At 59.0% G+C, this 10,618-nt stretch carries 14 protein-coding genes and 1 pseudogene; 7 read left to right on the forward strand and 8 right to left on the reverse strand.

Features of this window, described 5'->3' with window-relative positions:
* Positions 1-27: 27 nt before the first annotated feature.
* Together GJ634_RS11630 and GJ634_RS11635 are read right to left on the reverse strand one after the other, a co-directional pair.
* Positions 28-1,362: a sensor histidine kinase gene (locus tag GJ634_RS11630; protein ID WP_157502931.1), complete on the reverse strand. Its 1,335-nt coding sequence runs from the start codon at positions 1,360-1,362 to the stop codon at positions 28-30.
* Positions 1,355-2,254, reverse strand: a complete 900-nt coding sequence (locus GJ634_RS11635) for a glycine betaine ABC transporter substrate-binding protein (RefSeq protein WP_157502932.1) — start codon at positions 2,252-2,254, stop codon at positions 1,355-1,357. The genes GJ634_RS11630 and GJ634_RS11635 overlap by 8 nt, the downstream gene beginning before the upstream one ends.
* 418 nt (positions 2,255-2,672) lie before the next feature.
* Here GJ634_RS11635 and GJ634_RS11640 point away from each other — a divergent pair, with 418 nt between their 5' ends.
* The gene (locus GJ634_RS11640; protein WP_157502933.1) at positions 2,673-3,593 is read left to right on the forward strand and encodes a sulfite exporter TauE/SafE family protein; all 921 of its coding nucleotides are present in this window, start codon (positions 2,673-2,675) and stop codon (positions 3,591-3,593) included.
* 4 nt (positions 3,594-3,597) lie between these two features.
* On the opposite strand, the gene GJ634_RS16170 is transcribed toward GJ634_RS11640, so the two are convergent.
* The 6 genes and pseudogenes from GJ634_RS16170 to GJ634_RS11670 all read right to left on the reverse strand — a co-directional run bounded on the left by GJ634_RS16170 (position 3,598) and on the right by GJ634_RS11670 (position 6,435).
* A complete protein-coding gene (locus GJ634_RS16170) occupies positions 3,598-3,762 on the reverse strand; it encodes a DsrE family protein (RefSeq protein WP_157502934.1) in 165 nt (54 codons plus the stop codon).
* 170 nt (positions 3,763-3,932) lie between these two features.
* Entirely contained in the window at positions 3,933-4,643 is a 711-nt protein-coding gene (locus tag GJ634_RS11650; RefSeq protein WP_058984913.1) for a DUF2270 domain-containing protein, read from the reverse strand.
* Positions 4,644-4,689: 46 nt separating this feature from the next.
* A complete protein-coding gene (locus GJ634_RS11655; protein WP_157502935.1) occupies positions 4,690-5,085 on the reverse strand; it encodes a DUF302 domain-containing protein in 396 nt (131 codons plus the stop codon).
* Positions 5,086-5,228: 143 nt separating this feature from the next.
* On the reverse strand, positions 5,229-5,801 hold the full coding sequence (locus tag GJ634_RS11660; RefSeq protein ID WP_058984915.1) for a DsrE/DsrF/DrsH-like family protein: 573 nt from the start codon (positions 5,799-5,801) through the stop codon (positions 5,229-5,231).
* A 2-nt stretch (positions 5,802-5,803) separates the two neighbouring features.
* On the reverse strand, positions 5,804-6,187 hold the full coding sequence (locus tag GJ634_RS11665) for a DsrE family protein (RefSeq protein WP_058984916.1): 384 nt from the start codon (positions 6,185-6,187) through the stop codon (positions 5,804-5,806).
* Between the two features lie 4 nt (positions 6,188-6,191).
* A pseudogene (locus tag GJ634_RS11670) lies at positions 6,192-6,435 on the reverse strand (sulfurtransferase TusA family protein).
* A 204-nt stretch (positions 6,436-6,639) separates the two neighbouring features.
* Here GJ634_RS11670 and GJ634_RS11675 point away from each other — a divergent pair.
* The 6 genes from GJ634_RS11675 (at position 6,640) to GJ634_RS11695 (ending at position 10,482) form a co-directional block, all read left to right on the forward strand.
* The gene (locus GJ634_RS11675) at positions 6,640-7,821 is read left to right on the forward strand and encodes an MBL fold metallo-hydrolase (RefSeq protein ID WP_157502936.1); all 1,182 of its coding nucleotides are present in this window, start codon (positions 6,640-6,642) and stop codon (positions 7,819-7,821) included.
* A gap of 2 nt (positions 7,822-7,823) precedes the next feature.
* Positions 7,824-8,324, forward strand: a complete 501-nt coding sequence (locus tag GJ634_RS11680; RefSeq protein ID WP_157502937.1) for a YeeE/YedE family protein — start codon at positions 7,824-7,826, stop codon at positions 8,322-8,324.
* Positions 8,321-8,770 carry a DUF6691 family protein gene (locus GJ634_RS11685; RefSeq protein ID WP_157502938.1) on the forward strand — a complete coding sequence of 150 codons (450 nt, stop codon included), beginning with the start codon at positions 8,321-8,323 and terminating at the stop codon, positions 8,768-8,770. The genes GJ634_RS11680 and GJ634_RS11685 overlap by 4 nt, the downstream gene beginning before the upstream one ends.
* 90 nt (positions 8,771-8,860) lie before the next feature.
* Positions 8,861-9,010 carry a hypothetical protein gene (locus GJ634_RS15620; protein ID WP_197425503.1) on the forward strand — a complete coding sequence of 50 codons (150 nt, stop codon included), beginning with the start codon at positions 8,861-8,863 and terminating at the stop codon, positions 9,008-9,010.
* A gap of 29 nt (positions 9,011-9,039) precedes the next feature.
* Positions 9,040-10,011, forward strand: coding sequence for a sulfite exporter TauE/SafE family protein (locus tag GJ634_RS11690; RefSeq protein WP_197407824.1), 972 nt, complete (start codon positions 9,040-9,042; stop codon positions 10,009-10,011).
* A gap of 66 nt (positions 10,012-10,077) precedes the next feature.
* Complete coding sequence (locus tag GJ634_RS11695) at positions 10,078-10,482, forward strand: helix-turn-helix domain-containing protein (RefSeq protein WP_157502939.1); 405 nt, start codon at positions 10,078-10,080, stop codon at positions 10,480-10,482.
* Positions 10,483-10,618: the final 136 nt, after the last annotated feature.

Consider the following 10,618-nt stretch of genomic DNA (forward strand, 5'->3'; position numbering starts at 1 on the left):
TTGGCATCTCATTATTGCTCCTATGGTTTAGCCACGAGTTCGCAAACTCGCAATTACGCGTCGAAAATCTGCTTGGGCCGCCTCGTCGTCGATGCGAGACGCAGCCAATTCAGCTCGTCCAGTGATGACGTTCACCTCGTTCCGAACGTTGTGACGGAGGATGCGATTCAGCACGTTCACCATCTCGGACCGCTCTTCGAGACTCGCATTCGATGCTTCAAGCTCAGTCTGTGTTTCGCGGATCTCCTCGATGCGCTGCTGGAGGGCATCCCGTGTCGAGGCTATCGTCCGGTTGAGGTCGCCGAACTCGTCCGGCCGGTCGGTATCGAACTCCACGTCGTACTGACCATCTTCGATCTGCTCTGCCCGGTCGGTTAGCCGAGAGAGCGCGCCGGTCACATCTCGGCCGAGAACGCCGACGACACCCACGAGCGCAAGCAGAGTGAACGCTGCAATTCCACCGATCCATCGAAGGGCTTGCTGGGTTATGACGTACGCTTCACTGGCTGGTGCGTGTTCGATGACGACCCAGTCGGTGTTCGGAACCGCAGCATACGCTGCGACGTACTCTCCCTCTGTCTCAGGCTGGGTCTCGTAGGCTGGTGACTCGGTAAACCCAGAGTCCCCCCGCAGGCCACTGCTGACTGCCGGTGCACGACGATTTCCATCGCGGTATTGGGTGAGCGTCGCGGCTGCATCATCACTGAACACGACCGTCCCGTTGGAATTGACCACTCGCGTAAAGCCGCCGTCGACGGGATGTTCGAAGCGATCGAAGATAGTCGCGGTGTCGACTTCGACGACAAGTAACTGCTCCGGGGTCCGGCGAATTGGGGAAATAAATCCGATAACCGTCTCGTCTTGTACTGCGTAGGGGCCGGTCACTTGCACGTCGTCGAAATCCTGGAAGGCAAACCGTTCAGTCCAGCCGAGTTCCTCGATGGGTTGCGACTTCATGTCTTCATCAGAACTGACCGCAACAGTCTGGTTCCGCCGATCGATTACGTATGCTCGAACGATCTCAGTATCAGATCTGCCTCCTCGCTGTGCCTGTAAATACTCTCGAACCTCGGTGCGGTCGCCATCCTCGAAGACCGGATGTTCGGAGAGGAGCTGAGTGACGAGTCGGTTCTTGCCACACCATTCCCGCAATTCGTCCGCTTCGGTCTCGGCAGCCGCGGTCATCGACTGTTCGACGTTCTCCTCCAGCAATCCCCCCACCTGTACATATAGGCCGACTGTGCCGATACTGATGATCAGGAAGACAACGAGGAGCGCAGTAGTAAGTTTCCGCCGGAACGACGACCGCACAACATCGACGACCGTTCCCAGAACTGGGAGGGATGACAGGGATCTACGCATCGTCGAGTACCTCAGTCTCTAAAAACTGTGTTGCGACCGTGAACGGATGGTCTCCATCGAGGAGGACCCGGCTGTTGAGGCCTCGTATTGTCGACTTATCGAGTGCTGAAACCACAGGGGAGAGCCTCTCGAAAATCTCCGGATGTTCGTTTATGAGCGGTGCATACGCTGTTGGGGCCGGTTGGTAGGGAAGAAAGTAGTCACGGTCGTCCTCGAGGACTGTAACCGACGACCGGTTGAGCTGCGGGTCCGTCGCAAATCCACTTGCAATCTGCACGCGATCCTGTTCGAGTAGTTCGTACGTCAACCCGATCGACGTTACGATGAATGGCTCACCGTTCGCAGTCTCGATTTCATAATATGAAGCGAGTCCACGCCACCCATCCTGCCGGTGAAAGAATTCCTCGTTGACGGCAACACCCGGCGAATCACCGCCGTTTCGGATATGGGCTGCCAAGTCGCTGATGGTCGTTACGTCGGCCCGTTCTGCCCATCGAGCGTCGGCAGCGATGACGTACTCGTTCGAGAACGGTGCTGGGTCAGCCAACTGGAGCCGCTGGGAATCAGCGTCCGCTTGAACCCGCTCAAAGAGTGACTCTGGGTCGGTAATCCGTCTTTCGTGGCGAGGTGGGAGCTGCAGCCACGCCGTACCCGTGTACTCCCAGTACAGGTGTTGATCTCCCGCTGCTGTTGCCTCCCAGTTCGATAGCGAGTTTCCTGCCCCAATTTCATCGACGGCACGAATCCAATCGATTCTCCGTAGCCGTTCGTAGGCGAGGTAGCCGAGAATCTTCTGCTCAGTGAACGGCTTCGACCCGATTCGAACGGTTACTGACTCTGTGTCGGGTTGCTGGTTGCTGGCGCAGCCACCCAGGAGTGCGGCAGCACCCACGCCGCCGACGCGACCGGCCCGCCCGAGATACTGCCGGCGTGTGAGTGCTATATAAAAATATCTGTACCGGCGAATGACATTATAATTATGGGGATTACTTATTTACCTTCTGAAACGAATGTGAAACGCCGACTAATCCTGTGTAGATGCCGTAATGGCGATACTACTGGTCATATGTTGGAGGGGAGATATCCTATTGATGGCTCACTGAGTCAATTAACACTGCGATGGCTAATGACAGTATTACCGGTATATATGACGGCTGTTAATTCTATAACCGCCGTGCTCGGCACTTAGCCCCGCGCTAATGGCGAGAATTGCGGTCACCGGACCGTCATACCTGCACGAGTACGTTGCCGAAGAGGATACTGAATTACGGGTTCAGCTAATGTGATTCATCAGTAGCCTACTCCGTAGTATGAGGACACGCAAATCCAGAGTCGATCCCCACCAGTTCATCGCGCACCTGCTTCATTTCCGGTATCGAGAAGTGACGATGACGCTCGCGACGCTCGCGGTTTTCACGAGCTCGATCGTCTTTTTCCCGGGATGGGGGAACGTTATGAAAGGTATTCAGTCGGATGTTTCGACCGAGTTATTCCTGCTATTTGCTGTCGTCGCTATCGTCGCAGGTGTCGTGAAAGGGATGATCGGATTCGGATATGCACTCATTACGACGCCTATCTTCGCCTCTGTTATTGACCCGACGCTCGCGGTGGTCGTTCTCGCAATCCCGCCCTGGATGATCAATATGTTCCAGATTGGCGAGACCAAGACTGGAATCTCATTTGTCCGTCAAGAATGGATCCTCGTCTTACTGGCGATTGCGGGATCAATCACTGGCGTCTACGTCCTTGCACAGTACACCGCTGGACCGATTGTGCCGTTCCTCATCGGCGTAATCATCTTCGCATACGTCGTTTTCCAAGTCGTTCAGAACTTTGTGACAATCGAAGAAGCACACCACCCAGTCGCACTCAGTACTGCTGGCTTTCTTGAGGGATTCCTGCTCGCAGCATCCAACCTCGGCCCACTACTCCCGGCGTATTTCCATACGTTCGAGCGTGACACCGAGCGCTATATCGGCGGGCTCTCCATGGTTTTGGGGATCATCTTCACGGTCCGCATTCTTCAGATGGCTCTTTTCACAGATCTCATGACTACGTACCGGCTCTGGCTCGGGTCCGTGATTGCGGTCATCACGATTGTGGGGCTTCTCCTCGGAACCTATCTGCGGCGGCTCGAAGTCGACGAGCAGAAATTCAACTGGTTCGTCATCACCCTGCTGTTCGTCATCTCGCTCAACATCTTCCGGAATACGATTCCGAAACTATTCTAGCGCGTTAGGGTTTGATATACGCATATCCCTCGTTCTGGAGGCGCGTTAACTCGCCAACGCCAGACGACACGAGTTCGACGCCTCCGATGAGATCGTCTTCTGAGATATCGGCGCCTTCGATCGTATTGCTGTATTGCTTGACTGTCACGCCACGGTCGATCAAATCCATGATTTGCTCGCGCTGCTGTGATATCGATTTCAGGAGTTCCAACCGCTGCTATTTGCAATAAGCACGACAGCTTCGGCATCGATGGTTTCGCCGTTCTAGAGATTTGCAATATTCCCGACGGCACGGGCGTGAAATTCCGACTCGTCGTTCGAGTGATGAAACGACCGCTCTCATTTGCGTCGCTGTTCCCGGAGATCCTCTGCTCGGAGTTCGCCTTTCGCATGCCATGTCCGCGGCCGACACCCGATGATAATGGCGGTAAGGTAGAAGAGTCCAACAGTAACAAGAATAACGACACCCGAAATCATGCCGATTGCTGCACTCTCCACCCACGGTTCGGGAGAGAATGCGGTAATACGGACAAGCCACGCAGCAAGCAGCACTCCAAATAGTGGCAGGTACACGCGTCGGAGGCGGTGAGCGATTGCCTCTTCGGCGCTGATTTTGATGGTCGGCGTACGATAATCTTCGCTGAGCTTTGCTCGCCAGTCTGGATCAACGACGCCGGCTGAAGGGTCGAGTCCGTACGCCCAGACGTTCTCCTGGAGAATCCGAACCCGAGTACGCCAGATTTCGTATCCACGATAGCGACGCGCCTCGATCACAAGGAAGACCGAGAGCGTCGCCACGCCGATGAGGAGGATGTAATGTGGATTGTTCGGACTTGAAAACGCCCATGTGATGATTGCGGCCATGACGATGACCGCCCAGTTTGTTGTCCGGTCGAGTCGCTCGCGCCAGAGCTTCATCCGATGAATCTCGCCGCGATACAGGTGCGCCATCGCGGAACTGGGCCCCATCTCCTCGTCTAGTAACCCTTCCCCGATATTCCGATACTCGGGGTCAGTTGGGTCGACATCCTCAGAGGCGGGACCCGTCATGGATAGCACGTAGAAGTGAGCATATTACTGTTCGGCTGTCGTGCGATTAGGCGTCTGAGAGTTCGCTGAGGACACGTTCGAATCGCTCCCGAACCTCCGCTGCAACCGAGTCCAGTTCAGGGTTATCAACCACGGAAAGCATAACCTTCGGGTCGACTGCGCTCACGCCGATTTCGCCCTCGTCCGTCTCATACACGACGACGTTACAGGGCAGAAGCGTCCCTAACTGGAGTTCTTCTTCGAGGGCCTGCTGCGCAAGCGGGGGATTGCAGGCGCCAAGAATTCGATACTGGCGGAAGTCTTCGTCTAGTTTCTTCTTGAGCGTCTGTTGGACGTCGATATCACAGAGAACCCCAAACCCCTCCTCTGACAGTGCATTCGTCGTCCGTTCGACGACGTTATCGAATTCACCGTCGACACGCTTGTCCAGAGTATAGGACATACTACTCAATTTAGCTACCTCGCTATTAGGTATTGTGTCCGGGGTTCACCAGAGACGGACCGTACTCGGGGCGGTGACTCAACCGGAAGCTGGCCAAAAAACGAGTTCCAGCCACGTTCACCAACAGTTGAGCCGGATTTGCATTAGATGAGAAGCTGGATGTCAGCGTCAGCCATATCCTGAATCGCGGTGGCGGCGCCGACACCAGTCGTCACACCGTCGTAGAAGTCGTCCTCGTCGTAGTCCATGAGGTCGATGGTCATCTGGCAGGCCTGGAACTCCACGCCCATGTCGAGAGACGTGTCAATAAGTTCCTCGATGGTCGCCGTATCGTTGTCGTCGATCTTCTTCTCCATCATCCTCGTCGTCACACGGTCCATCCCAGGAAGCGCAGCGACGGCATTCGGGACCGGCATGTTCGGGTTGCCGACCGAACTCAACTGTAGGTTCTTGGAGCGCTCTTCGTGGAGGATGTCGAGTCCCCAGAACGTGTGGAAGACTGTGACCTCGTAGCCGAACGCGGCTGCCGTACTCGCGAGGATGAGCGGCGGGTATGCCATGTCCAGTGTACCCTTCGTCGCGATAATCGACATCTTCGGGTCACTATCGTCCTCCGTCGCCGCGGCGAGTTCAGTCTCCAACTCGTCGATGCGGGCGGCGAGTTCCGCACGGGAGGGTACGTCCTCACCTTGTGGTTGTGACGTATTCGTACTCATCGTTAGAACGTGAACACCTGATCGGCGTTCTCGACTTCATCGAGGAACGTAGCCGCACCCGCGAACTTGGTCGTGACAGTCTCATCGATGGCGTCCTGGTCCCATTCGAGCATGTCGAGGGTCGTCGTGCACGCGACTGTCGTGACGAGATCGCCACCATCAGCCACCAGTGCGTCGAGGAGGTCGTACGGGTTTGGCATCCCCTCCTCGAGCAGTGGCTCAATCTCCGAGAGGTCGTTCTCACCTTCGAGGAGATGGGTGAGTCCATCGAAGGTGAAGTAGACGAGAACCTCGGTGTCGGAGGCGAGCGCCGTGTGGCCGAGGTTCATCGCCATCGCGAGGCTCTTCGGGCTGTCGTTGTCGACGATGATTCCGATTTTCTCCATTGGTTTACTCCGTCTTGCGCACGTAGTGCGTGTACACGTCGTCGCCCTCCTGCTGGTCGACGAGTTCGACGCCATCGGTCGTGTCCGCCCAGCCGCCGAGATCGCTCATGCTCCCCGGGTCGGTCGCGAGGACCTCGAGGATCTCGCCTTCGGCGAGCTGGTCGATGTTCTGCTTCGTCTTGACAACGGGCATCGGACAGTTTTTCGCCTTTCACGTCGAGAGTTTCAGTGGCTTCGTACTGTGTCATGGTAGTGACTTCACTCCCCAATATTGGGTGGAGTTAGAAAAGGATGTCGATAGTAATTCCCTTAGCCCACAACACACTACCTTCTGTCCAAGTATAACTCCCCTCAGTAGCCCTAATAGTGGTTTTTGACCACTAGAGTATTGTACTATAGTTGAACTACTATACAAAGCCTTATTTGCGAGCAGTCGATAGAGGGGACTGACGATGACCGAAGCGGAAGATCGCGAAGTGGACGAAACGGTCGCATCAACCACGCCTGCAGAGCTGAAGCAACGCATCGATAGCGGCGAGAACGTGTTCATCCTCGACGCACGCTCCGAAAGCGACTTCGAGGAATGGCACATAGACGGCGAGAACGTCGACGTCGTCAACTACCCATACTTCGAGCTGCTCGACGAGATCCCGGAGGACCTCCACGAACAGCTCCCCGACGACCGCCGGATCACCGTGCTCTGTGCGAAGGGCGGGTCGAGCGAACTCGTCGCGGACAACCTCGAGGACGCCGGCTACGACGTCGACCACCTCGAACGCGGCATGAAGGGCTGGGCGCGCATCTACGAGTACCAGGAACTCGACGTGGACGTCGACGCCACGGTCGCCCAGTACCGCCGTCCCTCCAGCGGCTGTCTCGCCTACCTCGTCGCCTCGGACGGCGAAGCGGCGGTCGTCGACCCGCTCCGTGCATTCACCGACGAGTACGAACAGGACGCGCGAGCCCTAGGCGCAGACATCGTGTACGCGCTCGACACGCACATCCACGCCGACCACATCTCGGGCGTCCGCGACCTCGCCACGGAGACGGACGCAACGGCCGTCCTCCCCGCGGCCGCCGCCGAGCGCGGTGTCGACTACGACCTGGCCTACGAGACAGTCACCGACGGCGACACACTCTCCGTCGGCGACGTCGAAATCGAGACCATCGCCACGCCCGGACACACGACCGGGATGACCGCGTACAAGGTCGGCGACGTACTGTTCACAGGGGACGGCCTGTTCACCGAGAGCGTCGCGCGCCCCGACCTCGAAGACCCGGAGGCGGCCAAGGACGCGGCCCGCACGCTCTACGAGAGCCTCCAGGAACAGATCCTTCCCCTCCCCGACGAAACGGTCGTCGCACCGGCACACTTCAGCGACGCGGCGACGCCGAACGACGACGGCACCTACACCGCGGAACTCGGCGACCTGGTCGAGCGGATGGACGCGCTCACCATGGACGAAGACGAGTTCGTCGAGTTCATCGTTTCGGACATGCCGCCGCAGCCGGCGAATTACGAGGACATCATCGCGACGAACCTCGGCCAGCAGTCTCCCGACGACGAGGAAGCCTTCGAGCTGGAGCTCGGCCCGAACAACTGCGCCGCGAGCGAAGAGGCGATGACTAACTAACGATGGAGCCACTTCTCGCACCGCTCGTGCTCGAGACGCCCTTCCCCCGCGGGATACTGCCGTACCTCGTCGGCGGCCTCCTCGTCGGCCTCGGCGCGGCAGTCATCTACCTCGCGACGGGCATCATCGCGGGCGCGAGCACGTTCCTCGAATCCACGCTGTCGTACGTCTCCGACGTCGAGCGGTTCAACCGCTTCAAGTATATCCAGTCGCGCGGCTGGCGGGTCGTGTTCACACTCGGTATCGTCAGTGGCGCAGCTCTCTGGGGGCTCGTCCTCGCGCCCGATCCAACGATCTGGACGACTGACGTCCAGTGGTGGCGGCTGCTCGGCGGCGGCGTCCTTGTCGGCATCGGCACCCGCCTCGGGAAGGGCTGTACGTCTGGCCACGGCGTCTGTGGCGTCGGCTCCCTCTCGAACACGTCGCTCGTGAACGTCGCGACGTTCATGGCGTTCGCCATCGGAACCGCGCAACTCGTCCAAGCACTGGGGGTGAGCCCATGAGCGACGAGACGCGAAGCCCGTGGTTCCTCCCAGTCATCTACGTCGGGGGGCTGATATTCGGCCTCGGCCTCGCCGTCAGCGGCATGGCTCGTCCAGAAGTCGTGCTGGACTTCCTCCAGTTCGACGACTTTGGACTTGTCTTCGTGATGGGCGGGGCCGCCGTCGTCACCGGCATCACGTTCGCCGTCGCAACGCGCTACCTCGATCGTGCGCCGCTCACAGCGAGCGAGTACACGCGCCGCGTGAAGGAGTTCGACCGCAACGTCGTCGTCGGGGGCGTGGTCTTCGGCGTCGGCTGGGGACTCTCAGGAATCTGTCCTGGCGCCGCCTACGCGAGCTTCGGCGTCGGGAACTATCCGATCCTCTGGGCCATCGGCGGGATGTTCCTCGGCGCGTACGCACAGGGATACGTCCGCTCGCTGACGGGCAGCGAGGAGGGAACCTAATCATGCCATCACAGCTCACAGACACCGCCGTCCGGCAACAGTATTGTACGGTAACTGGGTTTAGAAACAAGAACATGGAGGTCGCGTGAGATGTTCGGACTCGAGAACTTGAGTGGTTCCGCGCAGGCTGTCGCCACCGTCGGGGTCGTCCTCGCGGAAGCCTTCGCGCTGTACCTGGCGTACGGCCTGCTCAGTAACACGGTCGGAGCGACCGTCATCGATGCCCTCGGAGGTGACTAACCGTGGCGATCCTCGGTCTGAGCCTTACGATGGTCGCGGTATTCGTCGGATTCGGCCTACTCATCGGAACCCTGTTCGGGTTCTTCGGGATGGGCGGGTCGTTCCTCGTCACACCTGCACTACTCGTGATGGGCTATCCATCGACAGTCGCCGTCGGAAGCGGACTCGCGTTCGTGTTCGGAACGAGCGTCATCGGCGCGCTCCGCCACCGCGACCACGGCCAGGTCGACTACAAACTCGCAGCGATCATGACCGTCGCGATGACCATCGGCATCGAGGGCGGGAAGAGCGTCGTGTTCTTCCTCGAAGCCACCGGGATGGCCGACCTCATCATCAACGTCGCCTACGTCGGTCTGCTCGCCGCTGTGGGGCTGCTCACGCTCCGGGACGCGTGGTCCGACGACGACGATACCGAGACGAGTAGCGACCTTGCGGACCGCGTCCAATCGATTCACATCCCACCGATGGTGACGTTACGCGGCGGCGTCCGCGTCTCGGGGACGATTATTTTCGCCGTGGGGCTCGTCATCGGCGTCCTCTCGGGCTTCCTCGGCGTCGGCGGCGGGTTTCTCCTCATGCCGGCGATGATGTACGGGCTCGGGGTTCCTGCTGCAATCGCCGTAGGAACTGACATCCTCCAGATCACGATCTCGGGGGCGTTCGGGGCGTTCACCTATGCCCAGTCGGGCTCGGTCGCGCTGCCCGTCGTCGCGTTCCTGCTCGTCGGGAGCGCGCTCGGGGCTCGCGTCGGGGCGGGTGCGACGAACCTCGTCGACGAGGACGAGATCAAGGGCTACTTCGCGGCGATGCTGCTCGCGGGGAGTCTCGCCGTCGCGTCGAACAAACTCGGGACGGTCTACGGGATCGACCTGCTCAACACGCTGAGCACGGTGCTCATCTTCGGCGCGGCGCTGCTCGTCAGTGGCGCCGTCGTCCTCGCCGCCGTCTGCCGGCTCCGGAACGACCGGACCGGGACGTGGTGCCGGCTCACCACGTCGTAGGTCGGTACAGTATTGTGCCGACTATGCAAACACTTTTGAGGCTCTAACACCTACACTCCGTTAGTAATGGCTGAATCAATGAGTGAGATGCTCCGGCGGGACATGCAGTGTGAGGGACTGCTGGAGTGTTTCCACGACCTCAAGACGATCGACAAGGACATCTTCCAGCTGCTTCAGGACCGCCAGGAACCACTCACCGTCGACGAAATCGCAGAACAGGTCGACCGTGAACGGTCGACCGCGTACCGGAGCGTCCAGCGGCTGCTCCAGGCGGGCTTCATCCAGAAGGAACAGGTGAACTACGAGCAGGGTGGCTACTACCACGTCTACCATCCGCGTGACGCCGACGAGGTCACCAACGAGATGCAGCGGACGCTCAACGACTGGTACGCGAAAATGGGGCAGCTCATCGGTGAGTTCGAAGAGAAGTACGGAAACGAATCGCAACCCGCAGCACCCGCTGAGAGTTAACGCAGCGTTCCTCAGCTAGAGTATCGCCCTAAATTGGCGACAGTCCGTGACGGCGTGCAAACCGACCTCGCCACTGGAGCGTCTCACTCCCCCGGCTATCGGACGATTTTTCGGATACGCTCTTGCGTAGCACATT

Source organism: Halobacterium sp. CBA1126, from assembly GCF_009741975.1.
Classification (GTDB): domain Archaea; phylum Halobacteriota; class Halobacteria; order Halobacteriales; family Halobacteriaceae; genus Halobacterium.

Bases quoted from the DNA above. Each gene is read 5' to 3' on its own strand.
- GJ634_RS11630 (WP_157502931.1), bottom strand. From the start codon at position 1,362: ATGCGTAGATCCCTGTCATCCCTCCCAGTTCTGGGAACGGTCGTCGAT.
- GJ634_RS11640 (WP_157502933.1), top strand. From the start codon at position 2,673: ATGAGGACACGCAAATCCAGAGTCGATCCCCACCAGTTCATCGCGCAC.
- GJ634_RS16170 (WP_157502934.1), bottom strand. From the start codon at position 3,762: ATGGATTTGATCGACCGTGGCGTGACAGTCAAGCAATACAGCAATACG.
- GJ634_RS11650 (WP_058984913.1), bottom strand. From the start codon at position 4,643: ATGACGGGTCCCGCCTCTGAGGATGTCGACCCAACTGACCCCGAGTAT.
- GJ634_RS11655 (WP_157502935.1), bottom strand. From the start codon at position 5,085: ATGTCCTATACTCTGGACAAGCGTGTCGACGGTGAATTCGATAACGTC.
- GJ634_RS11660 (WP_058984915.1), bottom strand. From the start codon at position 5,801: ATGAGTACGAATACGTCACAACCACAAGGTGAGGACGTACCCTCCCGT.
- GJ634_RS11665 (WP_058984916.1), bottom strand. From the start codon at position 6,187: ATGGAGAAAATCGGAATCATCGTCGACAACGACAGCCCGAAGAGCCTC.
- GJ634_RS11675 (WP_157502936.1), top strand. From the start codon at position 6,640: ATGACCGAAGCGGAAGATCGCGAAGTGGACGAAACGGTCGCATCAACC.
- GJ634_RS11680 (WP_157502937.1), top strand. From the start codon at position 7,824: ATGGAGCCACTTCTCGCACCGCTCGTGCTCGAGACGCCCTTCCCCCGC.
- GJ634_RS11685 (WP_157502938.1), top strand. From the start codon at position 8,321: ATGAGCGACGAGACGCGAAGCCCGTGGTTCCTCCCAGTCATCTACGTC.
- GJ634_RS15620 (WP_197425503.1), top strand. From the start codon at position 8,861: ATGTTCGGACTCGAGAACTTGAGTGGTTCCGCGCAGGCTGTCGCCACC.
- GJ634_RS11690 (WP_197407824.1), top strand. From the start codon at position 9,040: ATGGTCGCGGTATTCGTCGGATTCGGCCTACTCATCGGAACCCTGTTC.
- GJ634_RS11695 (WP_157502939.1), top strand. From the start codon at position 10,078: ATGGCTGAATCAATGAGTGAGATGCTCCGGCGGGACATGCAGTGTGAG.